Source organism: Myxococcota bacterium (assembly GCA_035498015.1).
Taxonomy (GTDB): Bacteria; Myxococcota_A; UBA9160; order SZUA-336; family SZUA-336; genus VGRW01.
This window is the reverse complement of record DATKAO010000042.1, coordinates 1-21,488: the sequence shown is the minus strand read 5'-3', so window position 1 is coordinate 21,488 and position 21,488 is coordinate 1. Positions and strand designations below refer to the sequence as shown.

General features: G+C 72.3%; 19 protein-coding genes. 12 read left to right on the top strand and 7 right to left on the bottom strand.

What is annotated here, in order from left to right; genetic code table 11:
• Together VMR86_03580 and nuoB are read right to left on the bottom strand one after the other, a co-directional pair.
• Positions 1 to 251, bottom strand: a 251-nt coding sequence (locus tag VMR86_03580; protein ID HTO06114.1) for an FAD-dependent oxidoreductase, incomplete at its 3' end; no start/stop codon positions are given.
• A gap of 82 nt (positions 252 to 333) precedes the next feature.
• Positions 334 to 879: an NADH-quinone oxidoreductase subunit NuoB gene (gene nuoB, locus VMR86_03575; GenBank protein HTO06113.1), complete on the bottom strand. Its 546-nt coding sequence runs from the start codon at positions 877 to 879 to the stop codon at positions 334 to 336.
• Positions 880 to 915: 36 nt separating this feature from the next.
• On the opposite strand from nuoB, the gene VMR86_03570 reads away from it, so the two are divergent.
• From VMR86_03570 to VMR86_03545, 6 genes are read left to right on the top strand one after another with little or no spacing between them, the layout of a single operon-like run.
• On the top strand, positions 916 to 1,638 hold the full coding sequence (locus VMR86_03570; protein ID HTO06112.1) for a CDP-diacylglycerol O-phosphatidyltransferase: 723 nt from the start codon (positions 916 to 918) through the stop codon (positions 1,636 to 1,638).
• Between the two features lie 12 nt (positions 1,639 to 1,650).
• A complete protein-coding gene (gene ispH / locus VMR86_03565; protein HTO06111.1) occupies positions 1,651 to 2,604 on the top strand; it encodes a 4-hydroxy-3-methylbut-2-enyl diphosphate reductase in 954 nt (317 codons plus the stop codon).
• Entirely contained in the window at positions 2,604 to 4,052 is a 1,449-nt protein-coding gene (locus VMR86_03560; GenBank protein HTO06110.1) for a hypothetical protein, read from the top strand. The genes ispH and VMR86_03560 overlap by 1 nt, the downstream gene beginning before the upstream one ends.
• Positions 4,036 to 5,352 carry a hypothetical protein gene (locus VMR86_03555; protein HTO06109.1) on the top strand — a complete coding sequence of 439 codons (1,317 nt, stop codon included), beginning with the start codon at positions 4,036 to 4,038 and terminating at the stop codon, positions 5,350 to 5,352. Before VMR86_03560 ends, VMR86_03555 begins: the two co-directional genes overlap by 17 nt.
• Positions 5,349 to 6,017, top strand: a complete 669-nt coding sequence (locus VMR86_03550) for a gamma-glutamylcyclotransferase (GenBank protein HTO06108.1) — start codon at positions 5,349 to 5,351, stop codon at positions 6,015 to 6,017. The genes VMR86_03555 and VMR86_03550 overlap by 4 nt, the downstream gene beginning before the upstream one ends.
• Positions 6,018 to 6,031: 14 nt before the next feature.
• On the top strand, positions 6,032 to 6,706 hold the full coding sequence (locus tag VMR86_03545) for an SRPBCC family protein (GenBank protein HTO06107.1): 675 nt from the start codon (positions 6,032 to 6,034) through the stop codon (positions 6,704 to 6,706).
• Positions 6,707 to 6,723: 17 nt separating this feature from the next.
• Here VMR86_03545 and VMR86_03540 read toward each other — a convergent pair whose 3' ends face one another.
• From VMR86_03540 to VMR86_03530, 3 genes are read right to left on the bottom strand one after another with little or no spacing between them, the layout of a single operon-like run.
• On the bottom strand, positions 6,724 to 7,830 hold the full coding sequence (locus VMR86_03540) for a zinc-binding dehydrogenase (protein HTO06106.1): 1,107 nt from the start codon (positions 7,828 to 7,830) through the stop codon (positions 6,724 to 6,726).
• Entirely contained in the window at positions 7,827 to 8,630 is an 804-nt protein-coding gene (locus tag VMR86_03535) for an enoyl-CoA hydratase-related protein (GenBank protein HTO06105.1), read from the bottom strand. Before VMR86_03535 ends, VMR86_03540 begins: the two co-directional genes overlap by 4 nt.
• A 19-nt stretch (positions 8,631 to 8,649) precedes the next feature.
• On the bottom strand, positions 8,650 to 10,674 hold the full coding sequence (locus VMR86_03530) for a tetratricopeptide repeat protein (GenBank protein ID HTO06104.1): 2,025 nt from the start codon (positions 10,672 to 10,674) through the stop codon (positions 8,650 to 8,652).
• Positions 10,675 to 10,710: 36 nt separating this feature from the next.
• On the opposite strand from VMR86_03530, the gene VMR86_03525 reads away from it, so the two are divergent.
• Positions 10,711 to 11,793: a cobalamin-independent methionine synthase II family protein gene (locus VMR86_03525; protein ID HTO06103.1), complete on the top strand. Its 1,083-nt coding sequence runs from the start codon at positions 10,711 to 10,713 to the stop codon at positions 11,791 to 11,793.
• 1 nt (position 11,794) lies between these two features.
• Here the strand turns inward: VMR86_03525 and VMR86_03520 are convergent, their stop codons facing one another.
• Positions 11,795 to 13,540 (bottom strand): hypothetical protein, encoded by a 1,746-nt coding sequence (locus VMR86_03520; protein HTO06102.1) that lies wholly within the window; start codon positions 13,538 to 13,540, stop codon positions 11,795 to 11,797.
• On the opposite strand from VMR86_03520, the gene VMR86_03515 reads away from it, so the two are divergent.
• From VMR86_03515 to VMR86_03495, 5 genes are read left to right on the top strand one after another with little or no spacing between them, the layout of a single operon-like run.
• Complete coding sequence (locus VMR86_03515; protein ID HTO06101.1) at positions 13,529 to 15,097, top strand: hypothetical protein; 1,569 nt, start codon at positions 13,529 to 13,531, stop codon at positions 15,095 to 15,097. The two genes, VMR86_03520 and VMR86_03515, sit on opposite strands and share 12 nt — an antisense overlap.
• Before the next feature lie 30 nt (positions 15,098 to 15,127).
• On the top strand, positions 15,128 to 16,168 hold the full coding sequence (gene moaA / locus VMR86_03510) for a GTP 3',8-cyclase MoaA (GenBank protein HTO06100.1): 1,041 nt from the start codon (positions 15,128 to 15,130) through the stop codon (positions 16,166 to 16,168).
• 14 nt (positions 16,169 to 16,182) lie between these two features.
• Complete coding sequence (locus tag VMR86_03505; protein ID HTO06099.1) at positions 16,183 to 17,553, top strand: HD domain-containing protein; 1,371 nt, start codon at positions 16,183 to 16,185, stop codon at positions 17,551 to 17,553.
• A gap of 46 nt (positions 17,554 to 17,599) precedes the next feature.
• Positions 17,600 to 19,045 carry an AAA family ATPase gene (locus VMR86_03500; GenBank protein HTO06098.1) on the top strand — a complete coding sequence of 482 codons (1,446 nt, stop codon included), beginning with the start codon at positions 17,600 to 17,602 and terminating at the stop codon, positions 19,043 to 19,045.
• Positions 19,042 to 19,677, top strand: coding sequence for a site-2 protease family protein (locus tag VMR86_03495; protein ID HTO06097.1), 636 nt, complete (start codon positions 19,042 to 19,044; stop codon positions 19,675 to 19,677). The genes VMR86_03500 and VMR86_03495 overlap by 4 nt, the downstream gene beginning before the upstream one ends.
• A 3-nt stretch (positions 19,678 to 19,680) precedes the next feature.
• On the opposite strand, the gene cysN is transcribed toward VMR86_03495, so the two are convergent.
• Positions 19,681 to 21,488 (bottom strand): sulfate adenylyltransferase subunit CysN (gene cysN, locus VMR86_03490; GenBank protein HTO06096.1); only part of this gene is annotated, 1,808 nt, incomplete at its 5' end.

Here is a 21,488-nt window from a genome sequence, read left to right as displayed (position 1 = left end):
TCGATCACCTGCGCGTAGTTCGCGCTCTGGCCCTCGACCACCAGGCCCGGCACGCCGTGCTTCACGGCGTTGAAGGTCTCGGCGGCGGACAGGATCGCCTTGGTGGGGATGCAGCCCCAGTTCAGGCATACACCACCGAGTGTCGGCGCCTCCTCCACGATTCCCACCGACATGCCGAGCTGCGCGGCGCGAATGGCGGCAATGTACCCGCCCGGACCCGAGCCAATCACCAGAACGTCGAACGACTTCATCGCGGTCGGTTGTTCCTTCCCCGTTCCTGTTTCGTCGGATCTTGCCGGCTCCTTGAGCGGCAGGAATGGACGGGAACGCGCGTCAGGCGACCGGTTTCTCGATGATCGGCAGCGAGAGGTCGCGGGTCTCCTGGTGGTGCGGAACGCTCCACCCCGGAGTGCGCTGGACCCGCTCTTGGAGCTTCAACAGGCCGTCGATGACGGCTTCCGGCCGCGGGGGGCAGCCTGGAATGTAGATGTCGACGGGGACGATCGTGTCGATGCCCTGGACCGTCGAGTAGTTGTTGTACGGACCGCCCGAACAGGTGCACGCGCCGAACGCGACCACCCACTTGGGCTCGGCCATCTGGTCGTAGACTTTCTTCAAAATGGGCGCCTGTCGGTGACTGATCGTGCCGACGACCATGAGCAGGTCTGCCTGGCGCGGCGAGAAACGCGGCAGCGCGGCGCCGAAGCGGTCCAGGTCGTAGCGCGGGCCCGCGGCGGACATGAACTCCATGCCGCAGCAGGCGGTCACGAACGGGTACAGGAAGAAGGAGTACTTGCGGCCCCAGTTCACGACCGCATCGACGGTCGTGGTCAGGAACGAATCCTGGCCCTGCCGCAGGTACTCCCGCTTCTCCGTCATCGACGGCCAATATACCCACTCCGCTATGCTCTGCCCGTGGTGCGGCTGCTGTGCGCTTGGGGAGTCCACCTGTACACCGCGTCTTCGGCGGTGTTCGGCCTGTTCGGCGTGATCGCCTGCTTCCGCGGTCAGTTCCGCCTGGCCATGTACTGGATGATGCTGACCATGGTGATCGATTCGACCGACGGCGCTCTGGCACGTCTCGTCGACGTTCGCGGGCGGATCCCGTGGTTCGACGGCCGGCGCCTGGACGACATCTGCGACTACTTCACCTACGTGCTCCTGCCCGCCTGCTTCCTGGTGGCGGCCGGCATGCTGCCGCACCCGCTGTGGGCGGCGGTGCCGGTGCTGACCTCCGCCTACGGCTTCAGCCAGGACAAGGCCAAGACCGACGACTACTTCTTCCTGGGCTGGCCGTCGTACTGGAACGTCACGGTGATGTACTTGTATCTCCTGGACGAGTCACCGGGCGTGTGTCTGGCGTGGGTGCTGGGGCTGGGCGCTGCGATCTTCGTGCCGCTGAAGTACATCTACCCGAGCCGCACGCGCGTGCTGCGCCCGCTCTCGCTGGCCGTGCTCGCGCTCTGGACGCTCGTGTTCTCGTGGCTCGCGGTCCGCCCGGACCCGTCGACCCGCTGGCTCTATCTCACGCTGGCGCTGGGCCCGGGCTACTACGTGGGCCTGTCGTTCCTCTTGAACGTCCCCCGCTTCCGCGCGGCGCTGGGCAGCGCCGAGGCAGGCGGGGCGCGAGCAGGCTAGAGTCCCGGCCCCATGTCGTTCGAGCTTCAACTGGCCAGCCCGCGCGGCTTCTGCGCCGGCGTGGACCGCGCGATCGAGATCGTCGAGCTCGCCCTCGAGCTCTACGGGAAGCCCGTCTACGTGCGCCACGAGATCGTGCACAACCGACACGTGGTCGAAGACCTGCGCGCGAAGGGCGCCATCTTCACCGACGACCTGGCCGACGTTCCGGAAGGGGCGCTGGTGGTGTTCAGCGCGCACGGCATCTCGCCCGCGGTGCGGGCCGAGGCCGAGCGCCGCAAGCTGCGCACGCTCGACGCGACCTGCCCGCTGGTCACCAAGGTGCACGTCGAGGCCACGCGCTTCGCGCGCGAAGGCTACGAGATGGTGCTGGTGGGCCACCGCGGCCACGTCGAGGTCGACGGCACGCTGGGTCACGCGCCCGAGCGGATGTATCTGGTGGAGACGGTCGACGACGTGGCCCGGCTCGAGGTGCGCGACGAGAGCAAGCTCGCCGTGCTCACCCAGACCACGCTCTCGGTCGACGACACGCGCGAGGTGGTCGCCGCGCTGAAGGCGCGCTTCCCGGCCATCCGCGTGCCCGGCAAGGACGACATCTGCTACGCGACCCAGAACCGCCAGAACGCGGTGAAGTCACTCGCGGGCGAGGTCGAGCTCGTGATCGTGGTCGGCGCGCCGACCAGCTCCAACTCCAACCGCCTGGTCGAGGTCGCGCGCGTGCACGGCGCGCGCGGCGAGCTCGTGCAGGAGGCGGCCGACATCGACCCCGCCTGGCTCGAAGGCGTGACGCGGGTGGGAGTCACCGCCGGCGCGTCGACGCCCGAAGGGCTGGTGCGCGCGGTCTGTGACCGGCTGCGCGCGCTCGGCGCCTCGGCCGTGCGGTCGCTGCCCACCGTCGACGAAGGCGTGCGCTTCGCGCTCCCGGCCGAGCTGCGCCGCGAGCAGCGGAGCGCAACGCCCGGCTAGTGGACCCCCTGCTGCGCAGCGCGGTCGGCGGGCTGGCGCGCGGCGACACGCAGACCGACGCGCTGGCCGCGCTCGGCTGCGCCGAGCCCGTGCGCGCGGGTCAGCTCCTGCTCGCCGCCTGCGCGCACCCCGACCTCGCGACCCGGCGCGAAGACTGGCTGCCCGAGCTTTTGCTCTCGGCCCGGCCGGGCTACGGCGCGGAGTGTCTGGCCGAGCTCGCGAACCGGCACCGCTCGGCGCTGCGCCGGCCGCTCGACCTGGCCGCGCTGCCGGCGCTGCCGCGCCTGCTCGGCTCCAGTGACTTCCTGGCACGACTCCTGCTGAGACACCCCAACTGGTGCGACGAGCTGGCGGGCGCCCTGCCCGCGGCGCCGGAGACGACCGCCATCGAGCCCGACTGGACCCCGATCCGGATCGCGAAATACAAAGGGCTGCTCAGGATCGCGGCACGCGACCTGTGCGGGCGGCCGTTCGAGCAGAGCCTCGCCGAGCTCTCGGGGCTGGCCGACCGCTGTCTCGAGGCGTCTCTCGCGCGCGCCGCGCACGAGGCGGGCGTCGAGCCGCCGGCGCTGTTCGCGCTGGGCAAGCTGGGCGGCAGCGAGCTCAACTTCTCGTCGGACGTCGACCTCCTGTTCATCCACGAGAGCCCGCCCGACGGCAGCGAGCCGCCCGAGCTCGCGCGCATGGTCGAGCTCATCCGCTGCTTCAAGAAGCATCTGGAGGTGCCCAGCGAAGATGGCTTTGGCTACCGCATCGACCTCGACCTGCGGCCCGAGGGGCGGACCGGGGTGATCGTGAACTCGGTCGACGCGGCGCTCTCCTACTACGAGAGCTTCGGCGCGGAGTGGGAGCGCCAGATGCTGATCCGGCTGCGCTTCGTGGCGGGGCACCGCCCCGCCGCCAAGGCGTTCGAGCGCGGGCTGCGGCCGTTCGTGTGGCGCCGGAGCGTGGGCACCGACGCGATCCTCGGCGTGCGGAACATGAAGCGGCGCATCGAGGACGAGCGGCTCGAAGCCGGCCGCGACCTCGAGGCCGACCTGAAGGAGGGTCCCGGCGGGATCCGCGACGTGGAGTTTCTCGTGCAGGCCTTCCAGCTCCTGTTCGGCGGGCGCGAGCGCGGCCTGCGCACGGGCAACGTGCTGGCGGCGCTCGGCGAGCTCGAGAGACTCGGGCTGCTCGACGGCTCGGTGACCGCCGAGCTGCGCGACGCCTACCTCTGGCTGCGGCGCGCCGAGCACGCGGTGCAGCTGGTCGAGGAGCGGCAGACCCAGATGTTCCCGCGCGACGCGGCCGGCCAGCTCGGCCTGGCGCGGCGGCTCGGCTATCCCGCGCTCGAGGCGGCGCACGCGCGCGACGCGCTGCTCGACGATTGGACGCGCGTGCGCGCGCGGGTCCGGACCCACTTCGAGAACCTGGTGCTGGTGGCCCGCGATGCCGATGTCACTTGAGGCGCGGCTGCAGGCGGCGCTCGCTGACTCGCCGCTCGCCTCGCGCCTGGCCAACGCCGCCGCGCCGCTGGTCGAGCGGCGCTCGAACGACGCCGCGGCGAAGACACTCGACGGCGCGGCGCTGCGCGGCGTGGCGCGCGCCGTGGCCGCGAGCCCCGAGTCGGCGCGCTATCTCTCGCTGCGGCCCGAGCTCCTGGCGCGGATCGTCGCGCTCGAGCCCGGCTCGCTCGAACGGCGCGCAGCCGAGCTCGACCGCGCCCCCCTGCCCGATGCAGCCAGCGCGCGCGAGGCGTTCCTCGACTCACTCCGCCTCTTGCGGCGCGACGAGGTCTTGTTCGCGGCCTGCGCGCACCTGGGCGGGCTGGCCTCGTTCGACCAGGTCTCCAGCTTCCTCTCGCGGCTCGCCGAGACCTGCGCGCAGCGCGCGCTCGAGGCTGCCGAGGGCCGGACGAGCGGCTTCTTGCTGGCGGTGCTCGGCATGGGCAAGCTCGCGGGCCGCGAGTTCACGTATCACTCCGACCTCGACGTGATCTTCCTGTTCCGCGGCGACGAGGTGGCCGACGCGTTCCCGCCCTCGCGCATCGGCCAGCGCTGGATCAGCACGCTCGCGACCATGACCGCCGCGGGCTACGCCTACCAGGTCGACTCGCGGCTGCGTCCGTCCGGCCAGCAGGGGGCGCTGGTCACGACTTACGAGGCGTTCGCGCGCTACCAGGTCGAGCAGGCCGCGACCTGGGAGCACGTGGCGCTGCTGCGCGCGCGCGCCGTGGCCGGCGACCAGGAGCGTGCACAGGCGGCGCTGGAGGAGATCCGGGAGCGCATCGCCCGCCAGGCGCCCAACCCCTGGAAGTATCTCGCCGACATGCGCGGCCGGGTCGTGGCCGAGCGCGGTGCCGAGGACGAGAAGAGCGCGGCGCTCAAGGCCGGCCGCGGGGGCATCATGGACGTGGAGTTCCTGGGCGCGGGCGCCCTGCTCGAGCGCGGGCTGCAGCTCGGCGGCGAGTCACTGCCCGCGGTGCCGGCCATGCTGCGCGCCGCGGCGTCCGGGCCGGCGCTCGAACGCCTGCTGCTCGACTACGCGTTGCTGCGCCAGGTGGAAGCGTGCGCACGCTGGCTCGCCGGGCGGGCCGTGGAGTCGATCGCGCGCAGCGGCGAGGCAGCGGCCTGGCTGGCCGACCTGGTCACGCCCGAGCAGCCACCCGAGCGGGTCGGCGCGCGCATCGCCGCGGCGCGCGCGCGCATCGCGGAGTCATTCGAGCGGGTCTGCGCCAAGGAGACGATCGAGGCGATCGCGCCGTGAGCGACGAGGTGCTGCGCCGCGAGCTGCTCTTGCCCGAGAACTCGGCGCGCGCGCTCGAGTTCTTCCGCGCGGCCGGGATCGAGGTCTCGACGCCCGAGGCGCGCGCGGCCTCGCTCGAAGCCATGCTCGCGCGCGTCGAGCCCGGGAGCGACGTCTGGGTCTTCGGCTACGGCTCGCTGATGTGGAACCCGGCCTTCCACCACGTGGAGCAGCGCACTGCGCGCGCGGCGGGCTGGCATCGGCGCTTCTGTCTGTGGAACACCTTCGGCCGCGGCTCGGCCGAGAACCCGGGACTCACGCTGGCGCTCGAGTCGGGCGGCTCGTGTCTGGGGCTCGGGCTGCGCGTCGCCGCGGCGCAGGTGCGCGAAGAGCTCACGCTCTTGTGGAATCGCGAGATGCTCATGGGCTCGTACCTGCCGCGCTGGGTGCGATGTGCAACTCCGGAGGGCCCGGTCGACGCGCTCACGTTCGTCGCGAACCGCGCCAACGAGCGCTATGCCGGCCGCCTGCCGCTGGCCCGCGTGGCCGAGCGCCTGGCGCGCGCGCGCGGCCCGCTGGGCGGCGCGCGCGAGTATCTCGAGCGCACCGTGGCCGAGCTCGAGCGCCACGGCGCGCGCGACGGCGCCATGCACGCGCTTTTGCGTGCCGTGAACGAGGTGACTTGAGCTAGACTGAGGTCATGGCCCTCCCCCTGGCCGCTTGGCTCGCCTCGTGCGCGCTGGCGGCGGCGGCAACCGAGCCCCCGCCCGAGCTTCCGCCCGTCGGGTCCGGCCCCTGCATCGCCTGCCGGGGACCCGCCTCGGACCCCAAGACCGCGTTCTCGCCCGACGATTGGGCGGCGCTCGAGCGCGGCGGCGCGCTCGTCGCCACGCCCGAGCGCGAGGCCAGCGAGCACGATCTGCGCGCGCGCTCCACGGGCGCCGCGCTCGTGCCGCGGCCGCCGAGCGAGGTCTGGGCGGTGCTCACGGACTTCGAGCGTTGGCCGAAGTTCATGCCGCTCTTGCGCGAGACTCATGTCGAAAAGCGCGACGGCGCGCGCGCCTGGGTCGCCCAGAAGTTCCGCGTCTGGTTCTACCCCATGCAACACACCACGGTGTACGAGCTCGAGCCCGGCGACGGCCGGCTCGACTGGCGGCTCGACCCCTCCCTGCCCCACGACCTTGCGTCGAGCGAAGGCCACTGGGAGCTCGTGCCCGCGGATGGCGGCAGCGCGACGCTCGTGAGATACGAGGCGCGCATGAGCGCCGGCCGCGCGGTCCCGGCATTTCTCGAGCGCATGCTGCGCGAGCGGTCGCTCGGGCAGATGCTCGACGCCCTGAAGAGCGAGGTCGTCCGGCGCTATCCGAAGGGCTGAAGCGCTCGTCTGTCGGGTCAGTGCTCGGGGACCAGCACCGAGTGGATCGACTCGTCTCCCGGCACCTCGCGCGCCAGGGTCCGGATCGCGAGCGCGGCGTCGGCCAGGGCGAAGTCGTGCGTGTGCATGCGGGCGATCGGCGTGCTCTGTGACTCGATCAGGCGGATGGCGTTCCGGTAGGCCGACGACGTGACCCCGATCGCGCCCGAGATGCGGATCTCCTTCATCACGATCTTGTCGGACACGAACTGCGGCACCGGCTGGAAGCCCTTCACGCCGGCCAGCACCACCCGCCCGCCCGCGGCCACGTAGTCGAGCGACGCCGCCACCGGCTCGAGCGCGTACGACGACACGTCGAGCACCACGTCGGCGCCGCGGCCGCCCGTGAGCTCGCGGATGCGCCGGCGCGCGTCCTCGGCCTCGACGTCGATCGTGTGCGTCGCGCCGAACTCGCGCGCCAGCGCGAGCTTCTTCGCGTCGGCGGCGAGCCCGGTCACGATGATCGTTCCCGCCCCGGCCGCGCGCGCCGCGAGCACCGCTGCCAGGCCCCGCTGACCCGGGCCCAGCACCACCAATGTCTCACCGGGGCGCAGCTCGGGGATCTCGACCGCCCAGCGGAAGCCCGCGCCCAGCGGGTTGAACATGGCCGCGAGCGCGGCGGGCAGCTCGCTCGAGACCTTGTGCACCACGCTGTTCGGGTGCAGCCACATGTACTGCGCGTACGCCCCGTACAGGCCGGGTGACTCGCTGAGCGGCACGTAGGAGTAGATCTTGCGCCGCTCGCACAGGTGCGAGCGGCCGGCCAGACACGCCGCGCAGAAGCGGCACGAGATCATGTTCTCGACCGCGACCCGGTCACCCAGGTCGACGCCCCAGCGCGCCGCCGCGCGCTCGCCGATCGCGGCGATCCGGCCCAGCGGCTCGTGGCCGGGAATCACCGGCACCGGCGTGCGCAGCACGCCTGCGAACTGCTCGTAGTCACTCCCGCAGATGCCGCAGACCTCGACGCGCAGCAGCGCGCTGTCGGCGTCGATCGGCGGGATCGGCAGCTCGCGCGGCTCGAGCGCGCGCGGGCCGGTCTGGACCATGGCGAAGGTGCGCTTGGGCGGCGCCTCGCGGGTCATGCCGAGCCGCGGAACTTCCCGAAGTCGGGCGCGCGCTTCTCGTTGAAGGCAGTGACGCCCTCGCGCGCCTCGGGCGTATTCACGAACAGCTCGAGTGAGTCGAAGGCCAGCTGACCGATACCCGCGATCACCTCGCTGTCCGCGTTGAACGAGTGTTTCAGTACCTTCAGCGCGGTCGGGCTCTTGGCGAGCATCTCGTCGGCCCAACGCCGCACCTCGGCGCGCAGCTCGGCCTTGGGCACCACCTTGTTCACCAGCCCCCAGCGCTCCATGGTGGCGGCGTCGTACTGGCGGCACAGGTACCAGACTTCGCGCGCGCGCTTCTCGCCCAGGATGCGCGCGAGATAGGCGCTGCCGAAGCCGGCGTCGAACGAGCCCACGCGCGGCCCGGCCTGGCCGAAGCGCGCGTGGTCGGCCGCGATCGTCAGGTCGCACAGCACGTGCAGCACGTGGCCGCCGCCGACCGCGACGCCGTTCACCATCGCGATCACGGGCTTGGGAATGTCGCGGATCACGCGGTGGAGTGTCTCGACCTCGAAGATGCCGGTCTCGGTGGGGCCGTAGTCGCCGGTCTCGTTGCGCTGCTTCTGGTCGCCGCCAGCGCAGAAGGCCTGGTCGCCCGCGCCGGTGAGCACGACCACCCCCACCGACGCGTCCGCCCAGGCCGCCTTGAAGCAGCGCAGGAGCTCGTCCACGGTCCGGCCGCGGAAGGCGTTGTAGCGCTCGGGCCGCTGGATGGTGATCCAGGCGACGCCGCGCTCGAGCTCGTAGCGCACGTCGGTCAGCTCGCGTAGCTCCATCGTGTCTCCTTGGCGGCGATTATGGCTCGCCGAGCGCGCTCAGTGCTTCGCGGGCGGAGTGCGCGTAGTCGGCGGGCAGGCCCGGCAGTCCGAGCACGGCGCGCAGGTCGGCGCGCGCCTCGTCCGTGCGGCCCAGCGCGGAGAGCGCCGCGGCCCGGTTGAAGCGCGCGGGCACGTTGCCCGGCCAGCGCGCGACCACCGGATCGAGCACCGCGACGGCGCGCGCGAAGTCGCGGGCCTGCACGAGCGCGGCGGCGTAGTTCACGGGGATGTCGGGGTCATCGGGCCGGGCGGCCCAGGCGCGCGCGTATCTCGCCAACGCCTCGTCGACGTGGCCGGCCTGCTGCAGGCGGTTCGCGGAGTTGTTGTTGGCGTCGGGGTGACTCGGATCGAGCGCGAGCGCTCGCGCGTACTCGCCGTCGGCCTCCGCGTCGCGCCCCAGGCGCTCGAGCGCGATGCCCCGGCCGGCGTGGGCGTCGGCCAGCCCGGGGTCGAGCTCCAGCGCGCGGTCGTACTCGACGAGCGCCCGGGTCGGGAGGCCGCGCTTGCGCAGCGCGTCGGCCAGCCGGGAGTGAGCCGGCGCGAAGTCCGGGTCGGCGGCGACCGCGGTCTCGAGCTCGGCCTGCGCTTCGTCGAGCCGGCCCGCGTCGAGCAGCGCCGCGCCCACGCCGTAGTGAGTGAGCGCGCGGCCGCTCGTCTCGCCGATCGGCCAGTACGCGAACAGCGCCAGCACGGCGCCGGCGGCGAGCCAGCGCGCCCCCGCGCTCCAGTCGGGCGGCTCACCCGCGAACGCGCGCCACAGGGCGAGCGCTCCTGCCGCGCCCAATGGCACGAGCGGCGGCACCAGCACCCAGCGGTAGCGCGCGAACACGTAGAAGAGCGCAACGCTGGCCGCGAGCACGAGCGCGAGCACGGGCAAGAGCCAGATCCGCCGCCAGTCACGCCGCCACGCGAGCGCACCGACCAGCGCCAAGGGCGCCAGCACGCCGAACGAGCCGGGCACGCGCAGCACGCGCAGCAAGAGAGACACCTCGGTGTAGGCCTCGATGCCCTCGGTGTCCGGGATCTCGGCCGCGTTCCACACCAGCCGCGCCTTGCGCGCCAAGAGCTCCAGCCACTCGCCCGGTGACTCGCGCACGAAGGCGAGCGCCCGGTCGCGCCAGTAGTCCGAGACCTCCGCCGGACCGAGCTCGCGCCCCAGGGCAGCGACCGCGAGATCGTGCGCGTCCTGTCGCTCGTAGCGCGCGCTGCCGCGGCCGGGTCGCAGCGGCTCGTAGCGGCCCGACGCGCCCGGATGGTTCCCGATCCACAGGTTCGGCCCGGCCTGCGCGGTGGTCACGAGGAAGCGGCCGCCGAGCGCGTGGTTGCGCAGCGCGACCGGCCCGAGCACGGCCGCGAGACCCAGCAAGAGCGCGCCCACCGCGGCGGCGCGCCGCGGGAGTGAGTCGGCCGGGCGGGCCAGCCCGAGCCAGAGCGCGACCACGGGCACCGCCACCAGCGCGTTCTCGCGCGAGAGCGCGAGCCCGCCGAGCAGCAGCCCGGCCGCGAGACCGGCCCCCACACTGCTCTGGGTCAGCGCGCGCGCGCACACGAGCAGGAGGGCCGAGAGCAGCGCGCCGTCGAGCGCCGGCTTCTGGATCAGCCCGTCGAAGTAGATCGCCGGCGCGTAGAACGCGAGCCCGAGCCCGGCCGCGAGCCCGATCGCGCGGTCGAAGAAACGCTCCGCCGCGCGCCCGATCCAGACGCAGGCGAGCGCGCCCAGAGCCGCCTGCACCAGCCGCGGCCCCCAGGTCTGGGAGCCCGTGACCCGCAGCACCGCGGCCAGGAAATATGGATAGAGCGGCGCCTGGTAGAACACCTCGTGGCCCAGCCAGTCGCCGCCCGCGATCTGGCGCGCCCAGTCGAGATAGGTCCGGGCGTCGCCGATCGGTGTCGAGAACAAGAGCGTCCGGTGCCACTCGGCGAGGTAGGCCGCGCGCAGCGTGAGCGCCACGCCGAACACCGCCCCCCAGGTCGCGCGCCGCGCTGCTCCGCTCGAATCCACTGCCGCGGAGCCTACCGTGGTGCACACTGGTGCGCGATGCGCAGCGACGTCGTGGGCAGCCTGCTCCGGCCCGAGTATCTGAAGCGCGCCTGGGACGCGCGCGAGTCGGGCGAGCTCGCGCCGGCCGAGTACAAGGCGGTCGAGGACCGCGCGGTGGACGAGGCGGTCGCGCTCCAGAGCGGCGCCGGCCTCGACGCAGTCACCGACGGCGAGGTGCGCCGCTACGCCTTCTACGGGCACCTGGTCGACAGCGTGCAGGGCTTCGAGCGCCAGGGCGGCTGGGCGATCGCGTTCCGCGACGAGGCCGGCGAGGAGACCCGCCTCGAACGGCCGGTCGTGGTCTCGCGGCTGCGCCGGCTGCGGCACCTGTGCGCCGAGGAGTTCACCTACCTGCGCGCGCGCACCGACCGGGTCGCGAAGGTCACTCTGCCCAGCGCCCAGCAGGCGGCGGCCTACTTCGACCCCGAGAAGTCGGCCGGCGCCTACGCGACGATCGACGCCTATCTCGCCGACGTGGTCGACATCTTGCGCGAGGAGGTCGCCGAGCTCGCGCGCCTGGGCTGTCGCTACGTGCAGATCGACGCGCCGCAGTACGCGGGCCTGCTCGACCCGGCGATCCGGGCCGGCTACGAACGCCGCGGCAGCGACCCGGACCGGCTGCTCGAGCGCTGCATCGAGCTCGACAACGCGGTGATCGGCAGTCACCCCGGAGTCACCTTCGGCCTCCACCTGTGCCGCGGCAACAACGACTCGAAGTTCTACGCCAGCGGCGGCTACGACCCGATCGCCGCGCGCGTGTTCCAGGGCACGCGCTTCCAGCGCTTCCTGCTCGAGTACGACGACGCGCGCTCGGGCGGCTTCGAGCCGCTGCGGCTCGTGCCCGATGACCGCACGGTGGTGCTGGGCCTGGTGACCACCAAGAAGCCCGCGCTGGAGAGCGCCGAGTCACTCGTGCGGCGCATTCGCGAGGCCGCGCGCTTCGTGCCGCTGGAGCGGCTGGCGCTCTCGCCGCAGTGCGGCTTCGCCTCGACCATGCGCGGCAACCGCCTGAGCGACGCCGACCAGCGCGCCAAGCTCGCGCGCGTGGCCGAGGTCGCGCGCGCGGTGTGGCCGAGCTGAGTCAGGGCGCGAGCCCCGCGGCCTCCGCAGCCTGCTCGAGCTCGCGCAGCGCCTCGGGGTCCAGGTTGCTGCGGAAGCGCAGGCGCGGGAAGCGCGCGTTCGTGCGCTCGAGCCCCTGCGGCAGGCGCGCCACGAGATAGCGGCGGAGGTCGACGCGCGCGAGAAACAGCTCGCCGCGGCTCTGCGCCAGGCTCGCGACCTGCTCCACGAACCCGGGCTGGGTCACGTCGAGCAGCAGATGCACGTGGTCCGAGGCCCAGAGCTCGACGCCCCGCGCGCGCGCCTCGTCGAACCGGGCGTACTTGCCGTGCGCCATGATCTCGGGCTGGACGAAGGACGAGTGCGCGACGCGTGCATCGGTGAGTCCCAGCCGGTCGAGCGTGCGCAGGCGCGAGTAGTACGGGATCGCGCCCACGCAGTCGACCGCCACGTACGCGTCCGCGGGCAGGCGTCCTTGGGTCACCAGCTCGGCCAGTGCCCTGCCCTCGCTCGCCACGCCCTGGAGGAAGAGCGCGTGCTCCTCCTGGCGGATCCCGATGAACTGGCGCGTGAGTGACTGCAGGAGCGCGCGGTGTTCCTCGGCGATCGCTCGCAATCCGGGAAGCCGGTACAGCAGGGTCTGGTCGGGGTCGAGGAAGTTCCCGCCGATCTCCCCAGGCATGCGCGCCCACAGACCCGGATAGCCGGCCAGATACACCTGCGGGAACTGCTGGTGCGAACGCAGCGGCAGCTCGACCAGCGCGCCCGACACGAGCGCGAGCGCAGCCCAGACACCCGCCGCCGCGCGCGCCGAGCGCGCGAGCTCGAGCGCGCCCGCCCCGATCAGGAGATACGCGAACGGGAAGTACAGGTCGAAGGGCCGGTACTCGAAGTGGTCGCCGCCGATCGACATCACGTAGAGGGCGTGCGGCACGCTGACTGCCAGGAACAGCACGGGCACGAGCGCCCGCCCGCGGCGCGCGAAGTGAGCCACGCCCGCCACGAGGAACGGCAGCCACAGCACGAGCCCGTACTCGAGCGCGAAGGCCGCGCCGTAGCGCAGGCCCGCGTCCCACCAGAGCCGGCCGTCGACCTTGGCGTAGTACGTGTTGGGGAGCCACTCGCCGTAGTAGCTGGAGCGGAAGAGCAGCTGACCGCCGACGGCCAGCGCGTACAGCCCCGCCGAGCTCGCGAGCCAGCCGAGCCGCTCGCGCCAGCGCCGCGCGCGAAAGAGCGTGGCGGCCCCGAGCGCGCAGCCCGAGATCAGGAGCCCGTCGGGACGCGTGAGTGTGGCGAGCGCGAAGAGCAGCGCCGCTCCCGGGGCCACTCGCGCCGTGCCTGCGCAGAGCCGGCGGTCCTCGGCCAGGAGGCGCAGCACGCCCGCGAACACCAGGAGCTCGAACAGCCGGGTCTCGAGCCCGCTCGTGGCCCAGACCGCCACGCTGCGGGTGGCCGCGAGCAGCGCCAGCGGAAGCAGCGCCCATGCTCGCCGCTCGGCCGGGGTCCACACCCAGGCGACGCCCGCCACGAGTGACCCGAGCACGACCGTGGCCGCGAGTGACAAGAGCGGCGCCACGCGCTCGATCGCGAAGCCGGCCGCGTGCGCGCCGGCGAGCAGGAGCACCCACAACAGATCGGTGTAGCCCTCGACCCGTTCGTACCCCGGGTTGAACACGAGCCCGTACCCTTCGGCCAGATTGCGCGCGTAGCGGAACGAGATGTAGGCATCGTCGGTCAGGAACCAGTAGTAGAGTGAGTGCGCGACCAAGAGCGCGAGCGCCGCGACGAACGCGGCCCCGAGCAGGTAGGATCGCCGAGTGAGCCCAGCGTGAAGAAGCCGCTCGTGTTCGGGGTGTCCCTCGCGCTGTTCCTGGTGCTGGCCTGGCGCTTCTTCGATCACACCGTCGACGACGCCTTCATCAGCTACCGCTATGCGCGCAACCTCGCCGAAGGCCAGGGCCTGGTCTGGAACGCCGGGCAGCGCGTGGAAGGCTACACCGATTTCCTGTGGGTGGTGGCGCTGGCCGGGGCGCTCTGCGCGGGCATCGACGCGGAGCTCGCGAGCAAGCTGCTCGGCCTGGCCGCCGGCGCGGCGACCCTGGCCGCCGTGGTGCGCGCCTCGCCGCGCTCCGACAGATACCCCGAAGTCGCCTGGCTCGCGCCGGTGCTCGCCGCAGTGAGTCCGGCGCTTTCGGTCTGGGCCACGGGCGGGCTCGAGACCGCGGCCTTCGCGGCGCTCGTGACCTGGACCGTGGTGCTGGCCCTGCCTGCGCTGGAGGACCAGCCACTGCGGCCGATCTGCGCCGTGCTCGCGGCCGCCGCGGCGCTGACTCGCCCCGAAGGCGTGGGCGTGGCGGCGCTCGTCGCCGGGGGGATCGCGCTGCTGCGGCGGCCGAGACACGAGACGGCACGGACGCTGGCGCGCTTCGGATGGGTGTTTCTGGCGCTCTTCCTGCCGTACTTCTTCTGGCGCTGGAGCTACTACGGCGACCTCTTGCCGAACACCTTCTACGCCAAGGTCGGCTGGAGCGTCTCCCAGCTCGAGCGCGGGCTGCGCTATCTCGCCGCGTTCCTGCGCGAGAGCGGCTACTGGCTGCTGCTGCCGTACGCGGGACTGGTCTGGTGCGAGCGGCGAGCGCGGGCCGCCCTGCTCGGCATGACGGCGCTCGGCTACACCGCCTACGTCGCGGCGGTGGGCGGCGACGGGCTCCCCATGTACCGCTTCCTGGTGCCGGTCCTGCCGCTCTGGTTCTTGCTCGCGGCGGAGGGCCTGGCCGGAGCGCTCGCCCGCTTCGGAGCACGGCGCGGCGCGCGAGCCGCGCTCGGAGCGCTGGCGCTCGGCCTGTGCCTGCGCAGCGCCTGGCCCGCGTTCCAGGGGCCGTCGGCGCACTACGTCGACCAGGACCGGCGCGAGGTCGCCGCCTGGCGCGAGATCGGGCGCTGGTTCGCCGAGCGCGTACCGGCTTCGGCCTCGATCGCGGTGATTCCGGCCGGCGCGCTGCCCTACTTCTCGCGCCTGCGCGCGATCGACATGCTGGGCATGAACGACCGCACGATCGCGCACACCGCGGCGCCGGTCGGCGCGGGCCAGGCGGGGCACGAGAAGTACGACGTCGACTACGTGCTCGCGCAGAAGCCAACCTACGTGCTGGCCGGTGTCTACGGTCTCTCGCCGGTGGCGGTGCCCGCGCAGCAGCTCGTCCGGCCCGACTACCCGGCGGAGCTCCGGCTGCTCGAGTCACCCGAGTTCCGCGCGAGTTACGTGCTGCGGCTCGGGCGCGCCGAGTCGGGCTGGTTCCCGTACTTCGAACGCGCCACCCCCTGACGGGCGGGCGATGCTACGCTCGTTGGCGACATGGCTCCTGCCCCCGACGCGGCGCTCTCGCTCCCGCTCGTTCGCGACCAGCGCGGCCGGCCGCTGCACGACCTGCGCATCTCGGTCACCGACCGCTGCAACTTCCGCTGCCCGTACTGCATGCCGGCCGAGATCTACGGCGAGCGCTACGAGTTCCTGCCCAAGCGCGAGATCCTGTCCTTCGAGGAGATCGAGCGCCTGGCGCGCGCGTTCGTGCGCCTGGGCGTGCGCAAGCTGCGGCTTACGGGCGGCGAGCCGCTGCTGCGCCACGAGCTGTGGCGCCTGGTCGAGAGACTCGCGGCGCTTCCCGATCCACCCGACCTGGCGCTCACGACCAACGGCTATCTGCTGGCCGGCCAGGCGCAGGCGCTGGCCGATGCCGGCCTGCGCCGGGTCACGGTGAGCCTCGACTCACTCGACCCGCAGGTTTTCGCGCGCATGAACGGCATGGGCTTCCCGGTCGAGCGCGTGCTGGAGGGCATCGAAGCGGCGCGCCGCGCGGGCCTCGCGCCGCTGAAGCTCAACTGCGTGGTGCAGCGCGGCGTGAACGACCATACGCTGATCGACCTGGCCGCGCGCTTCCGCGGCACGGGCGCGATCGTGCGCTTCATCGAGTTCATGGACGTGGGCACGCTGAATCACTGGAACCGCGGCGACGTGCTCTCGGCGCGCGACATCCGCGACCGCATCCACGCCGCCTTTCCGCTCGAGCCGGTCGCGTCGAGCTACCGCGGCGAGGTCGCGCGCCGCTACCGCTACGCCGACGGCCAGGGCGAGATCGGCATCATCTCGTCGGTCACGCAGCCGTTCTGCGGTGACTGCACGCGCGCGCGGCTGTCGGCCGACGGCCATCTGTTCACGTGTCTGTTCGCGACGCGCGGCGTGGACCTGAAGACGCCGCTGCGCTCGGGTCTCTCCGACGCCGGCCTCTCTGCCCTGCTCGCCGACCTGTGGCGCGCGCGCGCCGACCGCTACTCGGAGGAGCGCGCCGCAGAGACCTCGGGCCGCGAAAAGATCGAGATGTTCCGGATCGGGGGCTAACCTCCGCCCGCGCCATGGAGCCGAAGGTCACCGAGATCGCCCGCGCCGTGCGCGCGGCGGGCGGCCGCGCGCTGCTGGTCGGCGGCTACGTGCGCGACCGGCTGCGCGGCGAGGAGTCGAAGGACTACGACATCGAGGTCTACGGCCTCGAGCTCGCGGCGCTGCAGCGGGTGCTCGGACGTTTCGGCGAGGTGATCGCGATCGGCCGCGCCTTCGGCGTGCTGCAGGTGAAGGGGCTGGGGATCGACTTCTCGCTGCCGCGCCGCGACAGCAAGGTGGCCGCGGGTCACAAGGGCTTCGCGATCGAGTTCGATCCCGGCCTCGACTTCGCGACCGCGGCGCGCCGCCGCGACCTCACGATCAACAGCATCGGCCTCGATCCGCTGACCGGAGAGCTGCTCGACCCGCACGGAGGGCGCGCCGACCTGGCCCGGCGCGCGCTGCGCGCGACCGATGCGAGTCACTTCTCGGAGGACCCGCTGCGCGGCCTGCGCGTGGCGCAGTTCGCGGCGCGCTTCGAGATGACTCCCGACGCGGAGCTCGAGGCTCTGTGCCGCGCGCTCGATCTCTCGGAGCTCTCCGCCGAGCGCGTGCTCGAGGAGTGGCGGAAGCTGCTCTTGAAGGGCGTGCGGCCCTCGCTCGGCACCGAGTTCCTGCGCCGCACGGACCTCTTGCGCTTCACGCCCGAGCTGGCGGCGCTGGTCGGCGTGCCTCAGGACCCGGAGTGGCACCCCGAAGGAGACTGCTGGGTGCACAACCAGCTCGTGATCGACGAGGCCGCGCGCCTGCGCGACGGCGGCCCGGACGATCCGGCGCTGATGTTCGGGGCGCTGCTGCACGACGTGGGCAAGCCGCCCACCACGGTGACCGAGGACGGCCGCGTGCGCTCGCCGAGCCACGACGTTCGCGGCATCGAGCTGGCGCAAGCGTTCCTCGTGCGCATGCGCGCGCCCAGCGAGCTCGTGACTTGTGTCTCGGCGCTGGTCGAGCATCACCTGGCGCCCGCGCTCTACATCAAGCAGGGCTCCACGGCCAGGGCCTACCGGCGGCTCGCGCGCAAGCTCGGCGCCGCCGGCGCTTCGGCCGAGCTCTTGGTGCGCGTCGCGCGCGCCGATCACTGGGGGCGCACGACCGACGAGGCGCTGCGCCGGGTGTTTCCCGCGGGCGACGAGTTTCTCGCGCGCGCGCGCGAGCTCACCATCGAGCGCCGGCCGCCCCAGGACGCCGTGCTCGGGCGCCACCTGATCGCCCGCGGTCTCCAGCCTGGGCCGCTGTTCGGCGTGCTGCTCGAGCGCTGCCGGGAGATCCAGGACGAGACCGGCTGGAGTGACCCGGAGCGCATCCTGGACCGGGCGCTGGCGGACGGGAGTCAGCTTCCCAGCTGACTCGCCCCGACTCACGAAGGCCGCTTCGCGCGCCGATGAGTCGAGCATGAACAAGCTCACGCGCGTGCTGCTCACGCTGGCGGGTGCAGGGGTCACCCTGCTGGCGATCTACGCCCTGTTCGCAAGCTGGCAGCCCACGCCGGAAGCCATCACGATGCAGGAGTTCCGGAGCTACGTCGGCGGCAAGCACATCACGGCCATCGAGCAGCATGCGCACGATTTCGACGTCACTTTCCGCAACGGCGCCACACGCCGCGTGGTCGGACGGCTCGAGGAAGAGCTCGCCGACGAGCTCGACCATCAGGGCGTCCAGATCACCGAGGTCAGCGAGTCTCAGGACAGCGGTGTCTGGAGCGCGCTCCTCACGTCCTGGATGCCGCTGCTCGTGTTCATGGCCGTCTTCTTCTTCTTCATGAAGCGCAGCGGCGGCAATGTCTTCGCACTGCGGCGCAGCAAGCACCGGACCGTGAAGGAGCGCCCGAAGGTGCGCTTCGCGGACGTCGGCGGCTGCGAGGAGGCGAAGCGCCAGCTCGGCGATCTCGTGGACTTTCTCGCCAACCCCAAGCGCTGGACCGCCGCGGGCGTGCGCGCACCGCGCGGCGTCCTGCTCGAGGGGCCACCGGGCTGCGGCAAGACACTGCTCGCGCGGGCGCTCGCCGGCGAGACCGGAGCGAGCTTCCTCACGGTCGCCGGGTCGGAGTTCGTCGAGATGTTCATCGGGGTCGGCGCCGCGCGCGTGCGCGACCTGTTCGAGAGCGCGGCGAAGGCGGCCCCGGTCGTGATCTTCGTGGACGAGCTCGACGCGATCGGCCGCCGCCGGAACTCGGGCATCGGCTTCGCCAACAGCGAGCTCGAGGCGACGCTGAACCAGCTGTTGGTGAGCCTGGACGGCTTCCAGCCCACCGATCGCGTGGTGGTGCTCGCGGCGACGAACCGCGCCGACATCCTCGACCCGGCGCTGGTACGCGCGGGCCGCTTCGACCGGCGGCTGCGCGTGCCCCTGCTGTCGCGCGACGCGCGCCTGCAAGTGCTCGAGATCCACACCCGCGGGAAGTCACTCGCCGCCGAGGTCTCGCTGCCCGCGCTCGCGGACTGCACCGACGGCTGGACCGGCGCCGAGCTGGAGACGCTGGTGAACGAGGCCGGCCTGCTCTCCCTGCGCCGCACGCGCGAGCTCGGCGACGCGGCGATCTCGGTGCGCTCCGAGGACTTCGCGCGCGCGCTGACGCAGCCCGCGGAGGGCTCGCCGATGACGCCGCTCGAGACCACGCTGATCGAGTCCGCGCTGAAGCTCTGCGAGCCCGTGGGTGCGGCGCGCTTGCGTGTCGCGCTCGTGGACGGCAGCTCGCTCGAGGGCGACCTGGTCTGGGCCGACTCCGGCTTCTTGAAACTGCGGCGCGCATCGGGAGATACTCTGGTGCCCAAGCGCCAGGTGCGCACGATCGAGTCACTCGACGCGGAGCCCGCGAAGCTCCGGCTGACCGCGCCATGACTCCCGACGACCTGCTCGACCGGCTGCGCACGTTCGTGCCCGTGCTGCTCTCGCTCTCGGTGCACGAGTGGGCGCACGCCTACGCGGCCTTCCGCCTGGGCGACGACACCGCGGCGCGCATGGGGCGCATGACGTTGAACCCGATCGCGCACATCGACCCGGTGGGCACCCTGCTCCTGCCGCTGCTCGGCGTGCCGTTCGGCTGGGCGAAGCCCGTGCCGGTGAATCCGGTGCGCTTCGACCGCAGCGTGAGCATGGGCACCGGCATGGCGATCACGGCCGCGGCCGGCCCGGCCAGCAATTTCGTGCTCGCGGCCCTGTCGCTGCTCGTCCTGGGCGCGATGCACCACTTCGGAGCGCTTCAGCCCGGGCTCCTGCACCTCTTCGTCACGCTCGCGATCGTCAACGTGAGCCTGGGCGTGTTCAACCTGTTCCCAATTTCGCCGCTCGATGGCAGCCGCATCGCCGAGGCGTTCGTGCCCTATGGCTGGCGCTCGGCCTGGGACGCGTGGGCCTCCGCGGGACCCTTCCTGCTGTTCGCGCTGATCGCGGCTCCGCGGCTGCTCGGCGTGTCGCTCTTGGCCTGGCCCATGGCGGGGCTGATGTCGCTGCTCTCGGCGATCTTCCGCTGAGACTCAGATCCGGCCGCGCTGCTCGAGCAAGCGGATCACGCGGTCGACGCAGGCCTCCACGTCGAGCTCGTGCGTGGGCAGCACCAGATCCGGCGCGCCCGGCACGTCGTACGGCGCCGAGACACCTGGGAAGCGCGGGATCTCGCCCGCCTCGGCGCGCGCGTACATGCCGCCCGTGTCGCGCGCGCGCGCGACCTCGAGCGGCGCGGAGAGATACACCTCGAGATAGCGCTCGGCGCCGACCGTCTCGCGCAGGCGCGCGCGCACGTCGGCGCTGGGCGCCACGAACGCACAGATCGAGATCAGGCCCACCTCGTTGGCGAGCTTCGCGACTTCGGCCGCACGGCGCAGGTTCTCCGAGCGCTCGACCTCGCTGAAGCCGAGATCGCGGCTGATGCCCAGGCGCATGTTCTCGCCGTCGAGCGCCAGGGCCTGGTGACCCGAGTCGAACAGCCGCCGCTCGAGCGCGAACGCCAAGCTCGACTTGCCCGCACCCGTGAGTCCGGTGAGCAGGATCGTGGTCGGCTTCTGGCCGAGCTGCTGCGCGCGCTCCTCGTCGGACACCCGGCTGGTCTTGCGCCGCAGGAGGTCGCTCGCCGGCTCGGCCTCCCAGAACGAGCGCCCGCGCTCCGCCCCGGACTGGCGCTGCAAGATCATGCCCGCGCCCACGGTGCCGTTCGTGATCCGGTCGATCACCACGAACGCGCCCGTGGCGCGGTTGCGCGCGTAGGCGTCGAACGGGATCGCGCGCGCGAGCGAGAGCTGCACGCGCCCGACCTCGTTCAGCGAGAGACCCGCAGCGGGCTTCTGCTCGAGCGTGTTCACGTCGACCGAGTAGCGCACCTGCGCGATCTGGCCTGCGACCAGGTTGTGGGTGTGCTTCACGAAATACTGCCGGCCCACCGAGAGCGGCTCCTCCGACATCCAGACCAACATGGCCTCGAAGTCGCGCTCGATGCGGGGCAACGCGCCGGGAGTCACCAGCATGTCGCCGCGCGACACGTCGATCTCGTCGGCCAGGGTCACGTTCACGGCCATGGGCGCGCTGGCCTCCGGCAGGTCGCCGTCGAAGGTCACGATGCGCGTGACCCGGCTGGTCGTGCCTGCGGGGACCACCTGCACCTCGTCGCCGGGGCGCAGCCGGCCGGCGGCGATCGTGCCCGCGAAGCCGCGGAAGTCGAGGTTGGGCCGGCTGACCCACTGCACGGGCAGGCGCAGGTCGGTGAGTCGCGAGTCCGAGCCCACGTGCACCGTCTCGAGATAGTCGAGCAGCGGCGCGCCGTGGTACCAGGGCAGGTTCGCGCTGCGCTCCACCACGTTGTCGCCCTTGAGCGCAGACAGCGGCAGGAAGTGGATGTCGGGCAGGTCGAGCTTGGTCGCGAACGCCTCGTAGTCGGCGCGGATCCGGTCGAACACCGCCTGCGACCAGCCCACGAGGTCCATCTTGTTGACCGCGACCACCACGTGGCGCAGGCCGAGCAGCGCCACGATGAACGAGTGTCTGCGCGTCTGCGGCAGCACGCCCTTGCGCGCGTCGATCAGGATGATCGCCAGCTCGCAGGTCGACGCGCCCGTGGCCATGTTGCGCGTGTACTGCTCGTGACCCGGGCAGTCGGCGATGATGAACTTGCGCTTCTCGGTCGAGAAGTAGCGGTAGGCGACGTCGATCGTGATGCCCTGCTCGCGCTCGGCCTTCAGGCCGTCGAGCAGGAGCGCCAGGTCGATCTCGCCGCCGGTCGTGCCCTCCTTCTTCGAGTCACGTTTCACCGCGGCGAGCTGGTCCTCGTAGATCAGCTTGGAGTCGTGCAACA